Annotated in this window: 7 protein-coding genes; 2 read left to right on the top strand and 5 right to left on the bottom strand. The window is 63.0% G+C overall.

Features of this window, described 5'->3' with window-relative positions; all coding sequences use genetic code 11:
* Positions 1-210 precede the first annotated feature (210 nt).
* The 3 genes from ACFHWW_RS03900 to ACFHWW_RS03890 are packed head-to-tail and all read right to left on the bottom strand — an operon-like array spanning position 211 to position 4106.
* Positions 211-708 (bottom strand): hypothetical protein, encoded by a 498-nt coding sequence (locus ACFHWW_RS03900; protein ID WP_283067777.1) that lies wholly within the window; start codon positions 706-708, stop codon positions 211-213.
* On the bottom strand, positions 698-3403 hold the full coding sequence (locus ACFHWW_RS03895) for a hypothetical protein (RefSeq protein WP_283067779.1): 2706 nt from the start codon (positions 3401-3403) through the stop codon (positions 698-700). Before ACFHWW_RS03895 ends, ACFHWW_RS03900 begins: the two co-directional genes overlap by 11 nt.
* 4 nt (positions 3404-3407) lie before the next feature.
* Positions 3408-4106: a M12 family metallopeptidase gene (locus tag ACFHWW_RS03890; protein WP_283067781.1), complete on the bottom strand. Its 699-nt coding sequence runs from the start codon at positions 4104-4106 to the stop codon at positions 3408-3410.
* A gap of 602 nt (positions 4107-4708) precedes the next feature.
* Between ACFHWW_RS03890 and ACFHWW_RS03885 the strand changes: the two genes are divergently transcribed.
* Together ACFHWW_RS03885 and ACFHWW_RS03880 are read left to right on the top strand one after the other, a co-directional pair.
* Positions 4709-4987 (top strand): hypothetical protein, encoded by a 279-nt coding sequence (locus ACFHWW_RS03885; RefSeq protein WP_283067783.1) that lies wholly within the window; start codon positions 4709-4711, stop codon positions 4985-4987.
* Positions 4988-5364: 377 nt separating this feature from the next.
* Positions 5365-5823 carry a hypothetical protein gene (locus tag ACFHWW_RS03880; RefSeq protein ID WP_283067785.1) on the top strand — a complete coding sequence of 153 codons (459 nt, stop codon included), beginning with the start codon at positions 5365-5367 and terminating at the stop codon, positions 5821-5823.
* Between the two features lie 367 nt (positions 5824-6190).
* Here the strand turns inward: ACFHWW_RS03880 and ACFHWW_RS03875 are convergent, their stop codons facing one another.
* Both ACFHWW_RS03875 and ACFHWW_RS03870 read right to left on the bottom strand, forming a co-directional pair.
* On the bottom strand, positions 6191-13984 hold the full coding sequence (locus ACFHWW_RS03875) for a hypothetical protein (RefSeq protein WP_283067787.1): 7794 nt from the start codon (positions 13982-13984) through the stop codon (positions 6191-6193).
* Positions 13975-26100, bottom strand: a complete 12126-nt coding sequence (locus ACFHWW_RS03870) for a hypothetical protein (protein ID WP_283067788.1) — start codon at positions 26098-26100, stop codon at positions 13975-13977. The genes ACFHWW_RS03875 and ACFHWW_RS03870 overlap by 10 nt, the downstream gene beginning before the upstream one ends.
* Positions 26101-26138 lie beyond the last annotated feature (38 nt).

The raw sequence follows: 26138 nt of genomic DNA, 5'->3' as shown, positions 1-26138 counted from the left end.
TGCAACAACAACGAGAATCTGTGTCCTCGAGCTTTCCGCGGATAGGGGATCTCCGCCGATCGCACAATAGCGGTGCGGAAGACTGGGTGCGAACAGGGGTTCCCGGTTTAAGCGCTGGCGCCATGGCCCGGAACCAGTCAATGCGATCTGGCAAGCGCGGCCTCGTCAACCCGGCTTTCAACAATTGCTTGCTGACAATGCGGAGGCGAATTACGGCAATTGGTAGCCTTGGTATCCCGCACTAGGATCAAGTGGCCGCGGGCGCACTCCTGACTGAGATTGAAATGCATCATAGCTGACGAGGTGGATTGCAGCCGACAGACTGCGAACGTCTGTTCTTACGCCGAGTACGATCGACAAGACTCCTGGTCCGACCGCCGTGGCGACGCGAGTTAACGAAGCGAACTGGCCTGTAGGCGTCTGAATGCCCATTATACTGTCGTCCTGTTGAAGCATGACGACGCGCCCGTCGCGCAAAATGGCGGTACAAGAAAGCGTGGTATTGGGATTGCGCCCGAAGACCCCGATCCAGAAGGCCTCGTCTTCAGCGACCGGCAGGCTTACGTTTGCCTGCGCGCCGAAGAGTGGCAAAGTCCCGAGGCTCGTAGGAAGTTTGTCGACAAGGCCGGTCGCAGGAAGGCGATAGCGCTGGAATGAAAACGTCAAGCACGCGAGCGAGAGCAGTTGCCGCGTTTCATCAATGCTCATCGAAGTCGCTGTTGACCGCCAGCTCGTCTTGGGCATGTGTTTCGCCTGGGTATTCCTGATCAATCTTATCGACTGCCACCTTTGGGTTCGCAGAGCCTTCGTTGTATTTTATCGCCGGTCGCATCGATTGCGACATCGATCTCGATATCGAGCGAACCGCAGCAGGGGGCAGCCGGTAGGCTTCTGCGAAGCTGTGCATCACCTCGGGATCTGGCGGAGGCTGCGTTTGGCTGCCCGGGGGTCGAATAATTCCCGACAAGCGTTCGAGATTAGCAGAATCGCGCTCGCTACCTCCGCGATCCGGCCCGCGCATCGGGTGCGCGGCGGGGGCGTCAAGTTCCCCGTCCAAAGGCACGTTTGAAGCGAGTGTCTCGCGATCTCCGATGTCCTTCAATCCAAGCGAAGGCCCGCCGACTGACCGATCCGGGCTGGTATGCGCGTCTGTAGCCGCCTCGATCAGTGCGTCGCGATAGTGCGCTCGGGTCTCAGCAGTCGACCATCCAAAATACGGAGGCATAACGACTTGAGCGGCTACGCGTTTCCACAGCCGTAACGACACCATCTTCGGATCTTTGCGACTTGCTTCCACCATTAGCCGCCAGCTTCGCTCGAACATCGGCGGTGTATCGAAGGGCCTTCGGCGGCGCAAATCCTCGTTCGCACACATAAGCGAGAGCGCCTCCACGTCCGGATGATCGCCGCCGAGCAACGAGCGCAGGTTTATGACGACCGGATCCAATTGGCTCAGGTCCACATCTGCACGGCGAGCATGCTCAATCAGCAGCAAATGAGCGCCGACTATCCCTTCGATAGGACTGTCGAATTTGTGCAGGAGAAGATCACTTAACTCCCGATTAAGAATGGCGCGGCCGTAGGCCAATGCGAAGAGAGCTTTTTCCAACCGATCGTTCTGCTCATGGCGCCAAGGCTGATTCTGGCGACGCATGATAATAGTACGGCGTGGCAAAGTTTCGGGGCCCTCACTGCTTGTACGCGATCGAAGTAGATAAACTTCGGTCCGCCAGCCGCGCGCGGTCACGAGCGACACTTCGACGATGCCGATTTGGGGATAGGGGTATCTCAAAAAGTAAGCTCCGGGAGCGACATTCGCCGTGAGGTGGGCGCTACCGTCGAAATCCCCCTCACCAAGCGTCTTCACGCCGGAGCGACCGATGTCTCCAACTACCTTCCCATTCGCGCCCAGAACCCTGATGCCCTTCCACGGATTGGCAATCGAATAGCCGGTATCCTTTGGAGTCCATCCGCGGGCGACGACGGCTATTTGCGAGCCATCGGCCGGCACTGCATTGTTCTGCACTTCGCCGACCAGGACGGATTGCCGTTCATGAGAACGAGGAGCCCCGTTGAAGGGCACCGCCGAGGCGATACCTGGCAAATCGCGCGCCGTTACGCTTGCGCCCGGTGCATAGTCGCCGTCCAGCAAGAAGACATCGTCGACAAAACGTCGTCCGACGCGGAACCTTGAGCGATAGAGCCCAAAAGGTAGATCGACCTCCACGTGACCGCCGGGAGCGACCACCGGATCGAAATTGGCGTCCTGCAATATTATCTGATTGGCCGTATCGCCGGCGCTTAGGGTCACATGGAACAGCGGCCGTCCAGACGGCACGAGGACCGGAGACCCGCGTTGAGAAACATTGACTCTTTGTGGGCCTACGACTTCAAAACCTTGTCGAAGGTCCCCACAGTCGACTACGTGCAGGCCCACGTGCAGGTCCAGCCTCGTCGTTTTTTCCGCCGTTTCACTGACAAATTGCGGCCCCGGACCAGACCAAACCCTCAAAGTCCGGCCGACAACCTCATCAGGAAAAATCAGTTCGACCGAGTAGGTTTTTGGCTTCACATTGGTCGCCAGAACCAGTGTTTGGTCCGCTGTCAGGATATCCGGCTCGAGCGAAACATCGATGTCGTCCCGATCGGAATCTGTGAACCAATGATACATCGAATTAACAAGCCAGTTCTGCAACGTCTTGCCGGTCACAAGATTTGAGCTGTTTGCCGCGGCGCCCGTAAGACCTTCGAGCAAACACCACGTGAAGACCCCGTGAAATTTGCCGTTCTCGGTCGGCAAAGATCGCTCGACCGTTTTCTTCGGAGCCTTTGCCGCGTAGGCGAGAAAGCATTCGCCAGGTGTCTCATATGAATTGATGAGCTTGTAGGGTGCCGGCCGGGGCACGGCCGTGACGAGGCGGTTCATGCAGGCGTCAAGCAGTAAGACATACTCGTCGAAACATGCCGCATTGCGCCACCAGTTGAGCCAATTGGAAATACCGATATTCGTGTCCGCCCTGCCCTCCGACGTATTTGCGGTGAGCAGGCACCCGTTTCTGTCGGCCGAAGCAAAACCATGTCCCGACAAGTAAAAGTATATTCGCTTGCCGACCCTGAACCCCCGTCCTGCGTTCCTGCTCGCACAGGCCATGTCGTAGATCCATTTGAAGGCGGCTTTGTTTAGATGCTCCGGCCAGGGAATGTCGTCGCCAGGCTCCTTGTTTACAAAGTCCGCCGACGTCACGCATTTAATGTTGGCCGGCGGTATGTTCCCTCCGGAGGGGCTCTTGAGCCAATCAACAAAGGCGGCAGCATCGTTCTGCGGTCCTCTTAGGCCGCCGTTTACAAGATTGGGATAATGCGACAGTGCGACGACAAGCGCGTAATGGTCGACGTTTGCCATGCGATTACTTCGGATAAACGGCACCAATTAGTGCTTTGTCAGCTGGCGAAAGTTCCGAGTTCAGCCCAGCAGAGAACCCATCTAGGGTCCAGGAGGCCGGTATCGGGTACATCATGATCGACGTAGGATCGACGGCCGTAGCCGTCACATCCTCCTTCGGATAGTAGCGGAACATGTTGTTCTCGATTGCGTTGTCGTCCCAGTAGTTTGGTGGCCCCTGAAGATCAGCGACGACTGCTGCCTTGTTCCACTTGATGCTATTTTCGGGGTTCTGGTGCTCGTGAATCAACCCCAGAGCATGGCCGAATTCGTGCAATACTACACGCCGCAGTTCTTGCTCGTCCGATTCCTCATCTATCCAGCCATAATTCATCGTCGGTTCGGGTTCGGAGATGCGTCTGCAGAATGTGCCGAGATAAGACCACGATCCGTTGCCCCGAACAAAGTCGATCCGTATATCCGTGGATCCATGATCGCGAAAATCCAAGGTAAGTTCGGCGAACCTCTCCCACTCCCTCGCTACCGATTTGACGCGCTCGTGCAGCGCTGGCGTTCCGCTCAGAAACCGGCAGCTAACGAGGTCGCCCGGCTGCCACTTCGCACCGTTTAAAACTGCGGCTCTCGGACGCGATATCTTCTGAATGTCGTGGCTGTCCTTGGGGGCATCTAGGATACATTTGCAGAAGTGCTTGGCATTAAGCATCGGTTCTCTCCCTCCGCTGCGAATGAACTCCCCTCTAAATCAAACAGAACTTCGCCTCCGGCGGGCGCTCGCCGCGACGCCGTTGATGAATCGATCTGGCTTCTGGTCAGTCCCGCCAATACGGGCGCAGGCATCTCAGCCCTAGCCTGAAATCTACTATGAATTGCAACACTTGCACAACGGAAATTTAGATTGTCGAAATATACGCTCGTCGCAGAATGAATTCGGGCGGACGAAGCGTTCGGTGCGCCTGTCGAACTGCCCGCGTGGCGTGGTTGGCCACCTTTTCGCGACGGATGAGCGGCCCCAGATGCTCGTCCCAGAAGATTTCGGCGACTGTATCGGGAGGTGCCTCTAGGAGCCGCTGTGGGTTGAGGAGAAGCTTATATTCGCGCGCGTCCAGTCAGTGCCGCATGATCCGAGTCCCCGTCGGAGCCTTGCAGAATCTGAAATTTCACCCGCTGCTAAATTATGCTTCATAGATTGTCTTCTGACAATCGCAAAACTTAAGAGAGTGCGACATATAGTAGAAGGCTAGCCGTTGGATGAAGTTCGGTGGCAAGTCAGACCGACGTCAGAAAGAAAAGCCACAGGAATTCGTCATGCGGAAATCCTATCTCTCATGCTACAGTCATGTCTCAACGGCAACACTGAATGAATTAACCGGGAGAGATGCAATGTCTCAAGAAGAGAATCCTACACACGAGGTTATTAAAGACGAGGTTTGCTGGGCGAATGTCCGGGATTCTGGCTCGGAAAAATGGGATATAAGGAGCGGAGCAAAAGTTACGTTTTTAGAAGATGAGGGTTCTTATACAAGAATAAGGACAAGTGAGGGAATAGAATGTTCACTAGCATCAGACGCTATCAGGAAGATCTAGTATGAATTGAACGATTAATATCTTGCTCCAGTGGTGTATGGCCGCGGAAGCTAGGGGATGCCCGTGGAATTGCTGCGAGGGCAGGTCTCGCGATGACGGGCACCTTGTTTTGAGGCGCAATCGGAGGTGTGGCGGAGACCGCCCAGCAGCAGCGGCATTGCTCTATATGTCAAACCCGACTGAATGGAGGTCCTCATGATGGAAATCTGCCCCACCGAGACATTATTCGTCGAGGTGCAATCTTCGGCGGGGTTAGGCGCCCCAGTAGTCGAGACGCGCGGCAAACCAGACTTGGCCGCGATCGTCAACCGCGCACTATTTAGCCTCGGGGGCCGACGCGGTTCACTCGCTTCCTACGCGAAAAACGGGAGAAGGTCATGGAAGGGGCGAACATGGAAATAGCGCTCAATAAGAGCCTTGCCGACGATATGCTAACTTTAGCGAACACAGTATTCAGGCGATCGGCTGAACAGTATCGATATTTAATGGCCGGAATTGCTGCGCTCGCATTTCTTATAGTCAATACAGCGTCGAGTGGCATAGCTGAAGAGGCGCCAATGGCTTCATTATTGTCGTTTATCTCACTGTCTAGTTGTGTTTTATCCATTGGTTACGCCTACTTTAATTACAGCGTAACTCTCACTGCGGTTTCAGGAGTGGAGGTGTCAATTGTAAATATCAAGCGGGCATCAAATGAGGACATTGGACATACGCTAAATGGCCTAAATGCCCTAATATCCGGTGAACTCACATCTGGCAATCTTCGCCGTACGCAGCTTGCTTGCGCTGCCTCAGTTGCGCTTGCGCTTCTGACTTTCGGTCTATTATTACTATAAAAAGATACCTACGATCAAACTGCGGCGCGATGAAGTTGTTGACTATGGGAAAGCGTCTGCAAAGTGTCAACAGCCGGGAAAGAACCAGCCATGAACGGGAGATTCGAGACATTTTCTGGCAGCTTCGCGCGTCAGCGGGGCTGCGCGAGAAAGTCAGGACCCTGCCGGCTGCCGCCAGCGATGTCGAAAACGTGGGCGGTGCTTCTTCCTTATAAGCTGGAGAAATATGAACTCGAACGCCGCCAGGCGACTGGGTTTCTTTTGGTATGTAGCCTCGCAGAAAGGCGCCTATATCCAGTTGGCGGGGAGGCGGAAAGCAGGTAAGCGATGACGCTGCATATGGTGGTGCGCCGCGCCCCGGCGCACATTACTCCGGTATCGCGAACTCCCCGCGCGATTCCGGCAACTGCCCGCCGCCAGTGCGATCGACCTTGACCAGAAAGCCGAAGGGCGTTTCCGCCGGCGGTACACCCGACGCCACGAACGGCCACAAGAACAAAGCGCGCCGCCTTACGTGTCCGGCGATGAGATCGTTTAACAGGTCGGGAAGATCGATCTTCTGCGGGAGTGGCGCGGTCGCGAACAGCGCGGTGCCGACCGTGTGTCCGCCGTGCTGCAGCGTCGCCAGTCCGTAGGACGCCGCCGGTGGCGGCAACACCGGCTCGGCCACGATGCCGACATCGACCGTGATCGAATGCGCGATATTGTCCGCGCCTGTTCCGGTTACCGTCAGCTTTAGGCGATCGCCCGGGAGGAGTTGTGCTGGCTGGTCGTTCAACGCCGCGCCGTCGAACGTCTCGCGCAGGCTCGCGATAGCGATTGCATAGGCGGCTAGTCCGAGAACCTTGTAGCGAATCCCGGGCGCCGTCGTGGCGGCGATTGCAAGATCGCGCGCCGCGCCGCCGGCGGCCGGAACGACCTGCACGTCAAGCATCCATTGGCGGTTGTCGGGAGCTTTCGGATTGGCGTTCTGTGTCCGTTCGCGGCGCCAGAACGCGAAGTGAATCGTCGCGGCGGTGTCGTATTCGGCCCGATCGGCCGCCAATACGTGAGGCACGTCGTCGATGCCGAGCGCGTTGCTCCGCGCCGGACTTCCAAGCTCGCGGTCATAGGCCGGATCCCCGAAGGCGAGAGTAAACGGCGTCTGCGGCAGCCAGCGCCGCCGCGCCGGGACGTGCGGCAGATCGAACACCAGCACCTGCGGTGGTCCCGGGACCAGATCCTCATTGGCTGCGCCAGCCAGGCTGTCAGTCGCCAGTGTCAGTTCGCCGGTCTCCTTGGGGTCTGCCGCCGCGTCGGTTGGTTTAATCGGGGCGCCGCAGCGCACCGTGAAGCGGATCGGCGTATCGGCGGATGCGTCGCGCAGCGCCAACATGATGCTGGTTTGGGCGGCCTCGCGCCGGGCGGCGCCGCTGATGGCGAAGTCGAGCAGCAGCCGCTTCGCATTGGGATCGCCGGTCGGATGATCCTCCGCGTCGATCGTCTCGCCCCAGATCATCCTCTCAAACCGGATCACCGCTGTTCCCACCTGGAGCGCCGCATGGGGTAGGTGGCTCATTGTTCCGTTCTGCGTCGGCGGCAGAAGGCCGATGCGTGCAAGCGCGACGCGCGCGGGAATGTCGCCTGGCACGACCGCGACCAGGCGAATCCGACCGCTCCAGCCCGACGAGAGCCAGCCGAGCGCGGGTGTGCCGACCGTCAGAGTCACGCTGCGCGGGTTGAGCGCGTGGTCGTTCGCATCGAGCAGCCGAAAGAAGCGCGCAACCACCGCGGCGCCCTTGATCAGCTTGAATAGCTTCGGTTTGTTGGTTGCCGGACTGCGCTCGTCGCCAGCGATGAAGGTCTGGCGCCGCAGTTCGAGCTCCGCGTCGTCCGGCAGTTTCGACGAGCGCGGCGCGCGGAGTTGCCGTGCAATCACCGGTCCGCGCGCGGCTGGCACGCCGAAGCGGGCAAAATCCGGGTCGAACGGCTTCTCCTGCCAAGTCAGTAGAACTCCCTCGTGCTGCGTGAGCATCGCGCCCGGACGCTGCCCCGTGGTAGTGACCTCGACCGGCCCGGGAAGAAGCGGTGTCAGGCGCGACCGGTCCTTTGCTGCCGTCGTGCCGACGGCAGGGATGCGCGATTGGCCGAACGCCGCCGTCAGCGCCTCGATGGTCGGGGCGCGCGCCCGCGGTGGCGCCAGCACCGCGAGCCGGTCGGGCGGCGAACGCAAGTCCTTAGCGGCACGCCGCCGGAATGCGGCGCGTTGCCCCATCGCGATGAAGGCCGCATGCGCGACCTCCTCGCTCTCGCGCGCCTCGTCCGGCGTGCTCGCGTCGAGGCCGAAGGCGTGCGCAGGCCACGAAAGGCTGCGCACGCGCCCCGCCCAAGCGCGCTCGGTGTTGCGCCGCACCTCCTCGTTGCCAAGCCGCGCATGCATTTGCGCGAGCTCCTCGTTGCGCCGCTCGTTCGGCCACCCGAGCGCCGGCGAGGCATAGATTGTCACATCACGGTCGCGCAGCGCGACCGACGGTTGCCCAATCAGGCCGGGTGGCGCCGGCTTGGCGAACGTCCAGTCCACATGCGGGAACGGCGCGGCCGCATCGACGATTGTCGTACGCTCCGCCGTGGGATCTGCGGCCGGCGGCTTGTCGTGAATGGTCAGATAGCTCGTGTCGACCCGGGCGAGCATGACGACGCGCGGCGCGGCGCTCAGGCTGAAGGCGCGCAGCGCCGCCTCCGCACGTTGCGCACCCTGCAGCGCGAGCGCGTTGCTCGCGGGATCCGACAGCGTCGCCGCAAGCGCGGGCGGCAGGATCTCGGCGGCGACCTGACGCTCGTCCGCTACCAGCAGCGTGACCGCGGGCGGCGCCCGTTCCGGCGCCGCCTCTAGCGGCCAGACGCTGACGGTAAAGCGCGTCTCCCGGTGCGGTACGTCCTGGCTCGGCGCGACGCATCGCACCGCGCGTCCGAACCAGCGGGCATCGGGCGCGTGCGCGAAAGCCTCGGCCACCGTGCGCAGCGCCAGCAGGGTGCGCGGAAACAGGGGAGTCTCAAGTTGATTGTTGAGCGCGCTCGCGCTTTCCAGGAAGGCTTGGTCCACCGCCATGGTGGCCGCGGCACTGTCCGGCTGCGCCGCGCCGACAATTGCCGCGAAGCGCGCCTCGACCAGGCTTTGCGTCCCATCCTGAACCGAGAATGCTCGCGGCGGCACTCCGTCGAGCCGGCGCGGCGCTCCCGCGGCGGCGTCGTGCGCCGCGATCTTGTACATGCGCGTGCTCGCGGCGATCTGCGGACAGTAGTTCAGTGGACCGATCGACGGGGTGTCGTCCGCCACCTGCGCCCAGGGCAGAATCCATTGCGGCACGAGGGTGACGCCGATCTCGGTTCTGCCGTCGAGCCCGACGCGCTGCATGCCGGTCACGACCTCGGTCACACATGAGCCGGTGAGCAGCAGCGCCGGCGGAACCAGCTCGAGATCTTCGACCTTCGGATATTTATTCCTGACCGCTGCCAGGATGGCACGGACCGGAAACCCCGCATTGGCAAGCGCGCGCCGTACCACGCCCGCAATCCGGATGTTGCTCTCGTTGCCGCGGTAACGCGCCATGAAGGCGTAATCGGTGTTGCGCGTGGCCGGCTCGAATTCCACGATCGCATCGGACGCGAGCGCGCGCAGGTCGATCAGGCAAACCTCGTCGAGCGAAGTCCAGGCGAGCGGGGTCCTGGATTGGCTGCCTGGCCAAAACTGTCCCTCGGCCGGGATGAGCTGGTGCTCGACCACGGCGCGAAAGCGCCACGGCTCGTGCAGTGCGACCCTGTCTCCCTCCTGCACCAGGAGTTGGAGCGGCAGCACGTGCGCGCACAGCCGTGGCTGCACCTCGTGCACAAGGTCGAGGCCGGACCCCGGGTCCATGGTTAGCGTTGTGGTCCATTCCGCCTTCTGGCTAGGGTGCGGATCGAACGTCGCGTTGCCTACCGTCGCATGTCCGACCGGCCACTTGATCGTACTTGTCTTCAGCTTGCCGAAGTCGGCATCGAGCCGCAGCGACGATTGCCAAGTCGGCTCACCATTGGAGCGTCCGAGGTGACGGTGGCGGATCGCTGTGATGCGCTGTGTCGTGCCCGCTTGCGCGGCATCAAACGCCAATTCCACGTAGGCGGATCCGAGCTTCGCTTGCGGCCATGCTGCAAACGCTCCCGACGGGGTGCGTTTGAGGACGAACGCGACCGTGCCGCTCACTTGTCCGGGCGGGAGTAGGAAGCCGCGGAACAGCTCCGCGTTTGCGATCTCGTCAGCGATTTGGATGCGGACCACGCCGGCGTCGTGATCGACCTCCTCCACGGGAAGCGCCGCCGTTGACGTCAACTCGAGCCAGCGAATGGCGCCAGAGCCATAGTCGCGCGTGAATGCTATCGGGCTCGCTGGGTCGTTTGTCCGCAGCGGCGCGCGCAGTTCCGCGGTCGTCAGTGTCAGCCGGGGCGCGCCGGCCTTCTGCCACTCCAGATCGATCCTTTTCAGCTGCAGTGGGCTTTCGCCCGGATCGCCAGAGCAGCTTGCCCTGATTGCGCCCGCCTCGAAGCGCGCGTCGCGCAGGTCGAGTTTGCAGGCCTGCCCGAACAGACGCACCGTCAGGCTGGCCGCTTTGATGTCGACGTCGCCGTTCTTCTCCTGCAGCCCAAGCCCCAGCGTGATCGGCACGCTGGATACCGGCATGATCGGCGCGTCGGCGCGAAACAAGAGCTCGCGCGTCGATACCGGGAACGGATCCTGCGGCGAGTCGCCGACCCTGACCTGACCGATCGAGCGGAATGCGAAATTGCCGTCCGAATCATCGAAGCGCAGCACGATCAAGTTGCCCGACGCATAGACGTCCTCTGCGGCAAATACCATGTCCCGCTGCTGCGCGGCCGAAGCCTCTATCCCAGCGATCCCGACCGAGGCGAGCACTTCGAGCAGTACCGGTGTCCCGTCCGGCTTCATCTCGAAGGCCAACAGGCGCAGCGGCCGCGCCGCGAGGGGACCGGCGAGCGGAATCTCGAATCGGCCAAGCTCGCCCGCGACAACCACCGGGTAAAGGCGCCACTCGTACAGCGTCTTTGCGATGCGGCTGCGGTTGAGCGCTTCGGGATCGGGGCCGGCGCCGGTCTCGATACCGCCGGAGCGGTCGAACACGAGCTTCGCGCCCTCCTTCACCGGGAGATCGCGGAACCAGAACTGCAGCTTGTCCTGCCCGATCGTGAGCGCAATCGGCTGATGCCGGGTGGCGAGGGAGAGACGCTGGTCGTCCGGCGCCTTGCGCAGCGAAAGCTCGCGCGCGGTCATCGCGGTGGACAACGGCTTCGGGTCGAACGCTAGCGACAGACCGCGCGCGTCATGCAGCTGATCTGTGTCGCCGCCGATCGGCGGTCGCGGTTTAGCTTTGAACGACGATGACGCGAAGCCGTCAATCCTGACGTCAGTGCCACCCGGCGTCAGCGCGTCACCATTAATGGTGAAGTCAGCGGTGAGGCCGCCCAGCGCTTTTGCGCCCGCATACCAATCCTCGTCCTTGGCCGTATCGCCGAGGCAATAGGCGCCGAGAGTCGCGTCCTGGCCCGGCCGCGTCAGCGCGAACGCGAAGGCTTGCGGCGCCCAGACGTAAGGTTCTACTAGGCCGCGCACAACGCCTTTGGTCTTCATGGTCGACTGATGCCAGGCTCGCAGCTCCGTTTGGCCATCGTCGAGCTTTATCTCCTGCAGCACCACGCGGTCAGCTTCGGTGCGTGCCCGCGCGATGCGGCGTGCGTTCTCGAACCAGACGTCGGAAAGTCTGCGCAGGTCGAGTGCGGTCGGCGGCGTCTCCCGTGCGGACATCGCCTGCTTCTTGCCAGGCGCGATCCTAGACTCTGGTGCCTTTGCATTGGCGAACAGCTCGTCGAGGATCGGCAGATCGAAGCGCAGCGAGACCAGCAGGCTCGCGTCCGCCTCCAGCTTCGCGGCATTCGGCCCAAGGGTGAATTCGATTCCCGGCAGCGTAAGAGCCGCAAGCGCAACTCCGGCCTGCTCGCGCGGCGATGCGGGAGAGGACCCTTCGGCAGCGATTTCGCCGGGCCATGGCCAGCGCCAGCGGCCGTCGCCATGCACGCTGGTTCCGGCCGGCAGCACGACCTCGGGCAGACGCCTGTCGGCGCCAAATACGAGCGTGAGCTCGCCGTTCGACGCCACCTGGGCCGGCACCAGCTCGCGCGTCGCCGAGGGGCGCGTCGCGCTCTCCGCCGTGCGTGTCATCGCGACCGTGGAAACCAGCGCAAGCTCCTTATGCGGCTGCCACACCAGTAGAGGCCCGGCGTCGGGGCTTGTCACGACCGGAAGCGGGAAACTGACTTCACCGAGCGTTCCGCCCGCGATCGCGCCGACATTGACGTTCCAGCCCGTGATATCTCGGCCGCCGAACACGATCGGAATCGCGTGCAGCGCTGCCGGCCCGGCATCGCGTGGCGGCAGGATCTCGACCGGCGAGGGACTGGCCTCGCCGGCCCACAGCAGGCCGTCGAGTGTCCCGAAGGAATCCTCGATCTCGACCTTGATGGTGCGTGCGGCGTCGGCCTCGAGCGGCTTCGCCCATGTGACGGTGATCGAGATGCGGCTAGACGCGACAACGAGCAGCCCGGGCAGGTCGCTGCCGTCGGGCGCGGGATCACCCGGAAGCGTGCCGGATTTGAGCGGCACATCGACGCGCATGAAGCCCGCGAAGGCGGATGGGCCGGTCGCGGCGCGTCGTGTCTTCACAGTGCCTGGCTTCGGCGCATCCATGAGCGGGATCTGCACCCAGCCGCGATCGAGCGCGATGAAGGCATAGGGAGGCCATGTCTTCTGCGCGATTGCGCCGGAACGGCCCCAGATCTCCGAGAACCGGGCGCCGAGCACCTCCATCGAGGCGGCACCGGTGAATCTCGTCAGCATGACCGCGTCCGGGTTTCCGTACGGCCTTGGGGCCTGCGGCGGATCGCTCCAAGACATGGTGACCGTCGGTCCGCTTGCCGGCGCGGCTGGCTCGTCCGACACCGACTCGATACTCAGTTGGACGCTCGCGGTCGGGCTGCGGGTCGCTAGCCGCACTGCATAGCGCACCAACTCGGCGACACCGAGCTCGCCGCCTCCGGCGTCGGCGCGCGTCAGCAGCTTGATACCGACGCCGTCCTCGCGCAGCAGGACCTCCGGAATCACCCCCGGCGCGCCGCAGCTGTACGCTTTGCTGACCTTGTCATAAGCGAGCGACCACGACAGCGGCGGAATGCCGCGCGTGTCGACCTGCAGCACGATATTGCCGCCGCGCGCCGCAAAATCGCGCGCCATCCAGGCGAGCCCCTCCGATAACCTCTTCAGGCTGTCGGCCGACCCGCCGACCAGGTCGAGCCGCATCTCGCTGCGGTTGGCGCGGTGAACCGCGACAAGCCGCAGGCGCAGATCGAGCAGGGAATCGATTTTCGTTCCGAACGGGTCCGGCACGTGCGCATCGAACTCCACGCCTTCGGGTACCAGCTCGAAGGCGATGGCGCGCGCCTTCTTTGGGGGACTTCCGACCTTCTCGAGCGTCTCGACCGTGCCGATCTGTAGGTTGCCGAGGATCCGCACCCGTTGTTCAGCGAGCGGCGTCCAGTCCATCGTCAGGCGCTTGGTCAGCACGGCCGATCCATGCTGCGCTGGATTGGCGTAGCCGACGCGCATTACGCCTCTGGTCGCGCGCAGACGCGGCGCGACGATCTGAAACAGACCGTCTTTGTCCTTTTCGAACGGTCCGTTGGGCCACCCGTCGCGTGGCGCGGCGTGCAGCTCGGAGTAGCGCGGCTGCGCGTCGTCGCCTGTCAGCCGGACTGGCTCGAAAGCCGCCGACAGGATCTCGATCGCGGCCGCGCTGTCGCCGGGACCGAAGTCTACGGTCGTCGCAGCGGCGGTGAGCAGCAGTGGCTGATGCAAGGACACGCTGGTCTTCGCGTTTCCCGAATGCTCGCCGACAATCGTGGCGTTGACCGGGTCCGCGGTCTGCGCGAGCAGTCGCATGGAATGATTGCGCACCACGGGCGGCTCGGCGCCGACGTTGAATGGAAAGCCGAGATTGACGTGCGCTTCCCAGACCCGCTCGTCGACGCTGAAATCAGGCCCCTCGAGCGCGATGCGGCGAAACGGTGTCATTGACATGGCTGCGCTCCCTCTCCCGACCTGACGATCGCATCCTCGGCGGGATCGGCGCTCCCGCGGAAAACCTTCACGCCGAGTGTGCGACCGAGCCCGAACACCTGCCCGCTCATGGTGCGGTCCGTAAAAGCCGCGAGCGCATCGCGCTCTGCAGCATCGGTTACGGTCGTGGTGATAGCCGCCATAATCGTGTCCCGCTCCTGATCGGTCGGCGGCATGCGCAACAGCAATGACACTGCGCGCCAGTCCGCTTGATTCGCCGCTCCGAGGTCTGCCAGTGCACTGGCGACGCCGTTCTCGAGCAGCGCATTGCAGGGCAAATGCACCAGCACGCTCATGTCGACGTCCTTGAGCACGCCGTCTTCGAGCACGCCGAGTTCGGTAATGGCGAGGGCGGTGAAGGGAGTCGCCTCCAGGGCCTTGATCAAGGCGACGACCTTGGCCGCATCCTTGAGTGGATTGGCATTGATCGTGACCCGTGCAATCACGTCCGCGCTGGGCGGCAGCAGGCGCGATCCATCCGGGGCGGTCGCGAGGCCGACCTTGAGCGCCGCTGCAGCCAGGCTGTCGGAGAGTGGGCTCGCGAATGGCGGGAAGTCGAGAAAGCGGTTTCCAGGCTCGCGCTCCTTGCGTGCCGCGGAGAGGCGTCGCATCTCGGTCCGCACCAACTCGCGAACGCCGGTGTCGAAGTCGTCCTGAGCGTACCCGCCCTGGGTCTTGCTCGTCTTCAATTGTCGCAGCGCTTCGCGCCCCGCGATTCCGGCATCGGCGGGCGCTCGCCAGTCTCCGATTGCCGTGTGGGTGACCTGTACTGCCGTCGGTCTGCCTTCGGGCAGTCGCGGCAGTCCCCAGATAAAATCATTGGCCGTTAGTGTCGTCGGCGGTGGCGCGTTGCCGTCGGTGTCGACCCATGCCTGCAGGAAGTCCAGGATCGCTTTGCCGGCGGTATTCGCCGCATAGGCGGCGAACGCATCGCGCCAAACGGTCACATCGACCTTGAACTGCGCGAAGGCGGCCGCATCCGTATTCGCAACCGGAGTCACCGTCGCCGTAACCGGCGTCTGAGGCGCGAGATTCTGCCACTCCGCGCCGGCGGCAAATGCCTGCGGATCCAGCTCAATCAGCTCCAGTGGGTGATGCATGGTGCTCCCAAACACGACCGGATCGATGTGCGGCGCAAAGGTTTCGGCTTCGAGCTGTTCCTTTTGTTGCAGCCTGGACGAGATCGCGAGTTGCCACCACACGCCATGGTTCGTGCAGCGATATAACTCGTCGGGCTCGGCCGAGTCCGCCGCGAACAGCGGACCGATGACATTGACGCGATGGCCCGAGGTTTTGGAGCTGTCCTCGCTGCGCTGCTCGCCGATCACGTCGAGCTCCGCCGACGCGGCTGACAGGCCGGCGCTGTCGACCGTCAAGGCCCTGATCTCATAGCGGGCGAACGGATCAGGGAGGCTGAACACCTCGGGTATCGCGTTGTGCGACAACCAGATCGGTCGCGTGTCCACCGGCATTCCGTCAACCAGCCGCACTAGCGGTAGATGGAATTCCAAATAGACTCCCGGCTTGGCGCCGTCGCGCCGCAGCACCGACCAGCGTGGAACGGGAGTCCTCTCGCCAAAAAGATCCTGCTTCCACGGAAGGTGCAGATCATAGTGACCTTCCTCGACGGTGGCGATCACCGGGTCGGAAACGACGACGCCGGCGGACGCGAAGGCTGCCGCATGAATGCGGAAGAAGAACGGCAGCGCCTCGGTTCGCATCGCGAGCGTGCCGCGCCAGCCATCGGTGTAGCGTCCGCCCTCCTTTGTAGCGAGACCGCCGAACATGTCGTCGCTGGCGATCAGAGCGGCGGGATTAGGACCTGGATTCAATTCACCGAATGCGGCCGCCGTGTTGATGTCTGGAACGAGGTCCTGCGCCCAGCGCTGCATCGGGAACTCGCGCCAGAAGCCGACCGCCGTGGTCTCGAACGAGAGGGCGCCCTCGACCGTCACGTTCGACTCCGACAGAAGCTCCTCGGTGTGCCGTTTGTAGATGAACTCGAGCACGCGCCGCGCCTTCTTCGGGTTGGTCTCGCCGGGCGGCAGTATTTCGATCCGCTTAGCGTCGACCAGAACCGGCGGAGCCAGCGGCTCGGTGCGCGGAATCACCACATCCAATAGCCGGCGGCTCCAGCTTTCCTCGAAGCGGTTCGCTGCATCCTCTTCCCCCGCGAGCCAGTCGCTCCATGCGCCGAACAGCTGCGGTACCCGCGGATTGGCCTCGTTTTCCGCAGCGCGCAGTGCGTCGACGAACCCTTCGTAACGGCCGAAAGGCCTTATCGCATAGCGTTTCAGCCGGCGCTTGCGATCGTCATGCGTCAACAGCACCTCCATGGTCCCGTCGTCCTGTACTCCAACGCGCCACGGATCGGGACGCGTGACCTCGGCGAGCGAGAAATGAACCTCGCGCGGCGGCTTGCTCGCTGGAGCATGATCGACGAAGCGGCGGGTCCAGTCGGGAATGCGGGCGAGCAGCTTGGCTTCATCCTCGCTGGCTGGCCAAGCCTTTGGCCAGCGCCGCTCCGCGGATCTCTTCAACGCCTCAATGGCTTCGATGATCCCAGCATGGGATCCGGCGAGCGCGACGTACCGCTCGGCGGCCATGTCGCGAAAGCGACCGAACGGCTCCAGGCCGGTCGTGCCCATCGGATCGGCGATCTCCCCGACGTCCCCACCGCCGCCCCAGGCCTGGCCGAAAATCCCGAAGGCATCGCCGTCCGACACCGTTGCACGCACAAGCGCGACGACTTCTCCGTCCTTTGCCCGCGCTATGTCGATCATCAGGGTCGATTGCTGGCCTGCTCCGCCGGTCAGCTCCTCATTCAGCTTCTTGCGTTTCGGGTCGCCGTCCGGGACGTAGTTCGATAGCGTGACAGATTGTGGCTTAGCGAGTTGCGCCGTCAGATCGAGCACATCGGCGACCGCAATAGCTGCAGCATTGATCTTGCTCAAGTCGATCGTTAGCGGTGAGGCCTGTCCGGTGGCCTTGCGGATGGCGAAATAGGCGACCGGCTTTTGGATCGCGGTTTGATCGCCTGCGTGTCGGCGCCAGCGGTCGGGCAGGGGACGCAGTGATATCTGCGTCAGCGCCAGGGCATCATGGTTGATGAGTCTCTGCACATCGTCCGGTGTCGTGGCGGGAGTGCCGCCGTCGAATGAAGCAAGCCGCATCGTGCCACCCGCGCGTGTCACGACGTCGACGAACGGTGCACCGATGGAGAGCGTGTCGTACCATGCGAGAGCCTTGTTCATTGCCTTTTGCAACTGGCGTAGCGTCGCGTCCGGAGCCAGGTACTCGCGCGTCTCGGTATCGTACAGCCGCAGTCCTGCGCCCAGCCCAAGCGTGCGCAGGATGCCCCAGCCGTAGGGGTCGCGCTCAGCTGGCGTTTCGTCGAGCCAGCTGGCGACATCGGTCGCACCGATCTTCGGCGATGGTTCCAGCACCGGCTCGTACCGGCGATAGGTTGAGCGCTCGAGATCCTCGAACATCGACCGAACATCGACCGGGAAGGAAATTTCCACTGCCGGAGCTGCGACCGATGGCAACATCTCGCATTGCAGCAGCAGGCGCACGTTGTTGTAGCTGCCTTGGTCCTTGGCGAAATCGTCTGCCAGCTTTTTCCGCGCCAGCGCAGGGAGGTTCGTGACCAGCCGCGCCAGTGCGGCCAACAGGCTGTCCTTCTTTTCCTGCGCTGTCTTCGCAGTTGGCGGGTATTCGAAACGCAGTCTATCGGGAAACGACGTGGCGCCGCCGACGCGGAAGCCAAGCACGTTCGGCGCTGGTGCCGCGGGCCATTCGTCAAGCCGGAATTCGACCGCGACGGATTGATCCAGCGTCTGTGCCGTCAACTGTGCGTCGAATGTCGCCTGGTCCACCTTGAGCGGCGGAAAGGCAGTTGGTGGCATCTCGTCATAGCGCGCCCAGTCGATGGTATCGGCCAGCACCGAGTGGAGCACCGGATCGAGGTCGATAGACCACTCGGTGCTCGCCAGCACGGCTCCGCCGCCTTCTCGCGCCGTGATGGTGACCCGGGCGTTGCGGAATTGCTCCCGATGCTCAGCGTAATGTTTCTTCGCGTCCGCGCTGTCCGGGTCCCAAGTCAGATCCTGCAACAGCATGCGCAGGCCGCGCGCGGTCCATGGCCCCTGGCTGTTGTCGAATGGACCACCGCTGCGCCGTACGACCTCATAGGATCTATCCCCGACCTTGAGGCTTAGTTCGAACGAGTGTGGGCGTCCGTTCGACAACAGTTCGGTTAAGATCGTTTCGTCGACATTGATGGAGAGCGCGCGCCGCAATGTATGCTGCGGCCACACCACATAGGATTCGGCGGGCGTGTACCAAGCGGCGCGGCGCCCGGCGCCCTTCTTCTGCAGCCTGCGCGTCTCGCTCGGATAGTGCGCCTCGACCTTGGCAAAATCCGCGATCTCCGGCGGATCGAGCCGCGCCATTGCGGCAGGGAGCGCCTGCACGCGCGCGACATGGCGTGCTGGCAACCGTGTGAACAGCAGAACGACGGCATCGTTATTGGCGAAAGGCGTGGGATCGCTCGCGTCAGTGCAGGTGAGCACGAGCTTCCGGTAACCCTGCGCACTGATCGCGGCGGTCAGATCGAAAGCGAGCCAGCGCGATGCGTCGTTCGCTTTGACCAGCCGCACTTGCCCCTTCACGCGCTCGCATGAGTCGTTGATTAGGTCGAGCACCGATGTCCGGTCGGCGCCTGACCGGTCGCGCAGGTCGGCAAAGATCGCGGTTGCCTGCGATTGTGGCTTGCGATTGAGCCGGATGGTCCCGTTGCCCGGATCGGCGTCCTCCACCGCCGTGCTCAACTTATAGGCGATCGCAACTGCCGCCGGAGCAGTCGTAGCGCTTTCAGCTTCGTCAGCCGCATCTATCTCAAACAGATCGAAACCGCCGAACAAGCGGGCCAAGCGCTTTGCGCTACTGTTTCCCGCATCGACATCGTCAGCGGCCGGGCGGCCGTTCCAGCGCACGCGCGTCGCGACCCGACGTTCGCCATCGCGCAGCAGCACGAGGGCCGGACCATTGGCGTCCGGTGTCAGAAGGCTTCTGAGCAATCCGTTTTCGGCCGGATGCCAGACCAACACGCGGCCGGATTCGCCGCCAAGGTCGTCGAACAGCAACGGCGCGGCGTCGATCGCCACCGGATGCTCAAATATCTCGACAGGCGCCGCGATCGGCGGCAGCTTCGGCGACGGGGCATTCGATTCTCGGGAATCAATCAGCATTGTGATGTCGACCGGACACCAGGGGCCTGGAGACTCTCCTAGCTCATGCTTCGGCCGGATCGCGAAGCGCACGCCGCGTGCGCCGTCGCGCGCACGCTCTTCGCCCGACAGGTCCACGCCGATCGTGCGGAAGAACTTATCAAGGTCGTTGCCGCCGCTCGAGCCGACGTGCTTCAAACCGTAGCCGTCTGAGTGCGCAAGCGGCCGCGGATCGTCGAACCACGGGATCTGGTTCGGCGTGTTGTTGGATTTGACCTTGGGCAGCGTCAGTTCGAAATCTTCGTCGGTGACGTGCTTCTGCGCAAAATCGCCGGCCGTCGGTCGCGCCAGCGCGTCGGTGACCGCGTCGTTACCGTAGAGTCCGGTCGGAGCGGCGCGCTCCTGACGCACCCGGAGGATATAAGTGCGCTTATCGCTTACGTTGCCGCGTTCGTCAGGGCGCTCGCCTTTCGCCGGCGTTGGATCCATTCCGTCATCCAGGCCGAGGGTCACAATCGGCCTAGTGGGAGGCGCATCGATGTTGCGGATTTGAGCGTTGTCGTTGCGGTACTCGAAGTGCAGCACCGCACGGCGGATGCCCTCGCGCGACCGGCTCGGCGCTTTTATGTCGAGCTGAAGCGGCGTCGGAGCGCCTGCGGTGCCGGCTGTGTCCACCGGGACGACGATATAGCGTAACGTGTCGGGCACCTGCGCTGCCACTTTCTCGCTCTTCTCTGCGCCTGGCAGAATCGCGGCGCGCAGCTCGCCGGGCAAGTCGGCCAGGTCATCAACATATTGCGCGTTCGGACGCAGAAAACGCCACACGAAGTCCCCGGTGGTGATGTCGCGCACCAGCCGCATCGGTGCCGCGGCCTTGACGGTGACCCGCCGCGGTGGCACGGAGGCCATTACGACACCTCCACGCATCAGAATGCGCTCGATGCGGTAGTGCTGCAGGTCGAACTCTGGATCGTTCCATACGCCGGTCGACAAACCGAACGCCGGCTCAAGGTCCCAATCGAGACGGATGCCGGTGCGTGTGGCCTCGACCACCGGCTCGGCCAGCTTCGGCCCGCGCTCACGGAACATGCGCTCGGGCGGATTGAAAAGATGGACCGAGGGCGTCAGTGCCCCGATGCCGCCGACCGCCGCATCCAACTCGAATTTAGCGCGGCGGGGCGCGGCTTCGCCGTTCGGCGCGGGGAGTTCGAACAACTCATCGATGTTAGCCCGTGTGACGACGAAAGCGACGCCGAGCGACCGCACGTCGAGGCCGAGCTCCGTTGCCTCTAACGTCCATGCGGCTTCGCCGCCCATCGCGAGCTTGCCGGCGGATTCGCACAGTGAGGCGATCACCGCGGAGCGGCGCTCCTCGATTTCATTTGCGGCCCGCTCCTCCGCCTTGAGCGCGATTTGGTCGCGTCCCGCCGTGGCGAGGAGCTGGGCGGCTGCTTCGCGCGCATCTGGCAACCGCTCGGGATCGACGTCGATGCGCCTCGGACACGGCTCGCGCAGGTCCGTAGCGGCATCGCCCACGCGTACGAAACACTGTCCTAGAAAGCGGCCGAGCGAAAGCGTGTCCTGTCCAGATTGGAATGCCGTCCTGGCGACGTCGTACGAGATTTCGATGGCGGCACTGTCGCCGAACAGGACCTCACGCGTAGTGCTGCCGGAGTTGTCCCTGCGCGACTCCAGTTTCTTGACTGCAACCGGTCTGGTCATCGAGCGGTTGCGGATGACCAGGGACGGTGGAACCGAACCGTTTGGTTCGTACACGGAAGGCGGTGCATAAAAGGTGCCGAGCAGTCCACCCGCAGTCGTTTTCGGCAGAGTCGCCTCCGGCAGTCCAGTCTCGGAATGATCGCGCGGCACGAAGATCATGACGAAGCGCTCGCCATCCCCGCCTCGGCCCGCGACCGGGAAGAGCATCGCCCAATAGCCGCTCGGCTGCAGGTCGCGACCTTCCGGCGTTGGCTGCGGCAGCGGTCCCGCCGATATTTCCTCGTGCTTGTCGAGCGAGTGGTCCAGCATCTGGTCTGCATCGCGGGACGTGGGCCCGCGAGGCTGCTCCGGCGCCGGCGGCGCGACGCCCTGCTCGGAGTCGGGAGTCGCGACCGTGAGGCCGAGCGCGAGGAACCGCTCGACCCGGCTACGCGCAGTATTGACCGCGCCCTCGTTGAAGCCGAAGCCGATGCCGAGGCGGACCGAGCGGCCGAACGCGCCGACTCCGACCGATGCCGCGGCGCGTCCACCGATCGCCCGCGGCGACACTGCAACCTCGAGCGCGATCGAGAGAGTGAGCGAGAGCGAGAAGCCGATTTCCAGATGGATATCCTTGATGCCTATCGAGAATTCGAGCCACACACGCACTTGCAGCGAGATCGAGACGTCGAACGCGAGCGATCCGTAGAACAGCGTCTCGTTGAAGCGCTGGATCGACAGATAGGCGATGAATTTCGCATCGATCGAAAAGTCTGCGCGCGCGAGCACCGAGGCGCCGAACGAGCGCCCGCCGACGGAGCCCCCGATCTGCGCGAATCCCCTGGCGCGAAACGCGATGCCGTAGAGGATCGAGAGGTCCTCAATGCGATTAACCAGACCGCCCTGGCAGACGATCTGGAACGTCTTGTCGCGCTCGAAGGTGAAACCTAGCTCGTAGGGCCAGCCGAACTCCTGGTGGAATAGACCAGGGCGGATATAGGTGGTGGCCGACCAGCGCACGGCCTTCATCGCTGCGACCAACGGCGCCGGCAACTCGGGATGCTTGCCGTCGACGTCGCCGGTCCCGTCGGCGATCATCCGGGCAAGAAACTCCTTGCGCGGCACCGAGAGATACACATAACCGCGCAAGGTTGGATTGGTACGCCAGGCATCGGTCCCACTTGAGTCGTGCCAGTCCGCATAGTTGCGCGCGATCCAGACGCGCGCGTTCATGAAGAAGGTGAGATCGCTGCGCAGCGCCGCCACGATGTCGAACAGCACTGGGTTGGGAATCTCTTTTTCCGCGTCGGCGTTGTATTCCCTTTCGCCCGACGCGCTGGAAATGCTGATCAGGCCGCGCAACGCAAGCGTCAGTCGATTGCCCGCGGCCTCCGGCTCCCATGACCTCACAGTAGCAAGTTCGCCTTGATATTTCGAGATGTCGTCGAGGACATCGATGAGCTGCTTCACATTGCGTACCTGATCGGCGCGGTTGAACGCAGCCAGGGTGAAGCGATAGCCGAAGCCGAAGCCGACCTCGCGCAGATAGATAGGTCCGAGCGGGGTCGGGATCTCGATCGAGAGCTCCCCGGCCTCGCCGTAAAGGAAGAACGCCTGCCGCAGCTCGCCGCCGCGCTTTTGCAACTCAAGGAAGCCCATTGAGGCGGCCATCTGGCCCCAGCCCTTGATGGTGAGCTTGCCTGACGCGAGGAAGCCATGCGCGGTTACGTCGGCCGGCAGCGCACCAGGCCTATACAGGCTCGGCAGCTGGTCATCGACCGCAATGGCGGTACCCTCGATCGAGGCCGCGCCGCCGAAACGAACGCCGACGGTGAGCCCGTCAAAGCGCACTTGCGGCAAGGTCTCGCCGTCCTTCGGCGGCGCAATCCAGAGCTTGTGGAAATCGAATTTGGGGCTGACGATGTCGCCGGCTTCGACGAAGTTGACCTGACCGGAGACCGACATTGCAGGCTTACCGCCGAAGGCCCGCGAGGCCGGATGAAAGCCGATGCCGCGCAGTTCGAAGGTGAAGAGGTTGAAGAAGTTGATCCGCTTCTTCGGCTCGACCGCGACCTGGAACTCGATTGCGGTCAGGAGCATCGAGGGATCGCGGGCGAGCGGCGCCTTGTCGAGAGTGATCGTCAGGCTGCCGAAGTTCTTCAACAGGCCGTCCGTGAATTCGCCCGCGCGCGGCTTGAATTCAGCCGATCCGGTGAGTGTGAAGTAGAAGTGATAGCCCGCGCCCTGGGACGAGAAGTCCTTGAACTCAAGTCCGATCGCCGAGAGTGTAAGCTTAAAGCGTGTGCCGTGGCAGACGATCGGATCATTCGACTTGTCGAGTGTCGCCTCGGCGCTTTGCACGATCAGCGAGCCATCCTTGCCGCGCCCCATTGAGATAGAAATCGTGGCGTTCGCTTCGCCAACCAACTCCGGCGGCAGTTGCCCGGCTCCCTTGATCGAGAAAGCTTGTATCTCGCTGCGCTTGATCGACAATCCGCCGCTGTCAAAGCGAAACGGCATGTCGACGCCGGCGAGCTGCACCGGGATATCGGGATCCACCTTAGCATTGAGGTCTAGTCCGCCACGCGACAGGCCGAGCTCCTCGACCTTGAACACGATGCCGCGCCCGCCGCTTGCGACTCGGCCGTAGGAGAGGTCGAGCCGCGCGCTGTCGGCCAGCGCGAGGCGCACGTCGCCTTTGGAGAAATCCAGCTTGTAGAAGCCGTATTCGGCGGGCAGCGGATCACCGGGCTTGTGCGTCTTGGGAACGATCTCGCCCGACAATCCCAAGACGTCGAAATCCCTTTTGGCGCTCGTGCCCTTGATCTCGATCATCTCCGGACCGGCGAAGCGCAGCTCGAAGGTCTTTAGATTGAGCCCGAGCTTGAGCGGCAGCTGCACCTTCGTTTCGCGGATGCGGAGCTCGGCATTGAGCGGCAGCTCCACCACGCCGTCCTTGGCCCTTTTCGGCGTCCCTGGCTTCACCGAGATATATTGATCGAGATTCTCCAGGAAGCTCGGTTTGGCATTTCCCTTCGATGACTGCAGGAAGGGCAACAGCCGTTCCGCCGTGCCGGGTTCGATCTCTGCGTCTACGGCAACGTCGCTCCAGTTGATCGGACGATAGACCACGGGCCCACTGATGCCCGCAATGCTGATTCCGCTTTCAACCAGCGGCGTTACGGCCGCCTCCACCGTTTCAAAGAAGGCCGTCTTGCCGGAGCGGAAGCGGAAGATCACTACCGGCTGCGCTTTGCTGAGCTTCGCGGCGACCTGGATCAGTCGTTTCGTCGGGCGTTTACCTTGGACGTCGGTATCCGCGACCGATTCGATGCTGGCATCGCGAGCGAGCCACAGGTCGGTTCCAAGCGTGAAAGAGGTGTTGTTGTTCTTGCCCTGCAGCGCGATTAGCGCGACGCTTGGCGGACCATCAAGGTCGATCACCAGGGATGGACGCCAGTTAAGCGGTACGGTCACATCCAGCGCGGCTGCCTCGCTGCTGAACACCTCGTTCGGCGCCACCGACCAGGCGGGCGAGATGACGATCTGGCGCAGCGCGAAGCTGCGTGCATCGAGGCGGACCTCGATCGCGACGTGCGGGTCGCCAGCCGAAAGCTTGCTGAGCGCCTTGCGAAGCCAGTGCACCGCCTCCTCGAGTGCCTTGCCGATTGCCTCCGCGATACCGAGCAGCGCGTCAAGCGCGCCACCCGCCTGGCGCGCCAGCCATTTGACCGCCGCGCCGATTATCGCGCCGATGCGTTCCAGCAGCGCGACCAGGCCGGTCTCCGGGACGTTCGGCTTCGGCAGACGGATTGCGCCGATCAGCCGGATTAGCCCCGCAGCGGCATCGGCGGCCTCACGTGCTGCCAGCGCCGTAAGTGCGAGCGGGTAGGGCTCCACAATCTCAAGTCGGGTCAGCTTGCCGGACGATGCGCCCGTAGCGGAATCATAGAGTTGCTCATAGGTTGCGCCGAGCGCGAGCAGCAGCGCCGGATCGCTCTTCGCCCGGACCAGCACGCGCGGCAGGTCCAGCGTGGCGGTAACGTCGGCGCTGGCGGATTGTGGAAGATTGATGTCGGCAGTGATCTGGATTTCGAGCTTGCCCGGATCGAGCTCGATCGTGAACGGCAGCGCGTCGGGCTGATCGATTCGCTTCCGCGGCAGACCAATCGATGCTGTGGCGGCCTTGATTGCACCGGTAAGCGAAAAACTCCCGCCGCTCGACAGCGCGATGCCGAAACCAGTGATGTCGGCGATTTTCTGTGCGAACGGGTTGCCATTCGCATCGATCGTGTCGCAAACGAGCTCGCCAGTGCCATTTTGCGTTGTCGTGATCGTCAAATGGTTCGAGGCGTCTATCGCGAACGCGATCTGAGGCTGTGGCGTGGTCCAGTTGATGTGCAACGGCTGATCGAATTCACCTGCCTTCGGAATCGGCAGGTCGAAGCGCAACAGCGACGCGACGTGATTCACGTCCAGCGTGGACCAGCTCAGCGACGGCCAGTCGATGCTGGGCCACCGAAAGTCGAAGGCGGGAATCTTTGCAGCCGGCAGTCCCTCGAGCGACAGCGACGGGACGGCGCTCACCAGCGCGCCGCGAGTGACCACCAGGACGAGCAGCATCGCGGCAGTGCACGTGTTGCCGCCGAGTTGAACCGTCCCGCGGCTGCTGAGGCGCGCGGTCAGCACGGCCGCATCGTCGGCCGGCTTTGGCTGCAGAGTCGGATCGAGCAGGAGCAGATCGATCGACAGTTGCGCCGTGGCGCTCGCGCCGGCGAAGCCGACGCCATCGATCCCAAGGAAAGCACCTGTGTTTGCGCTCAGCGATATCGAACGCTCCGCCAACTGCTCTCGCAGGTTGTCACGCATCCGCTCCCGCGTCGCGGCGAGATCGGCCCTCGCGGCATCGCGAAATGCCTTGATCTCGGCTTGGATTTCACTCCAAGTCTTGAGCCGTCCGCCAATGGTCAGCTCATCAGGCAGGTCGAAACTGACCTTGAGCTCGCCTTGACCGAGCACTGTATTGGCATGGTTGCGTGCTGTGACAATGATGGCTTCAACGGTCGAGCCGGTTGATCTTCGCGCCGAAAGATCGACCGAGTAATTCACGCCCGTAGCGGAATAGAGTTGAATGACGTCCGCCATGTCCCCCCTCGGTCTGGCACGCCAATAACTTCTGACCT

Origin of the sequence: Sinorhizobium sp. P24N7 (assembly GCF_042436655.1) — a bacterium.
In the GTDB taxonomy this organism is placed as follows: Bacteria; Pseudomonadota; Alphaproteobacteria; order Rhizobiales; family Rhizobiaceae; genus Sinorhizobium; species Sinorhizobium meliloti_A.
The sequence above is the reverse complement of the archived record's forward strand: the minus strand, read 5'-3'. Positions and strand labels throughout refer to the sequence as shown.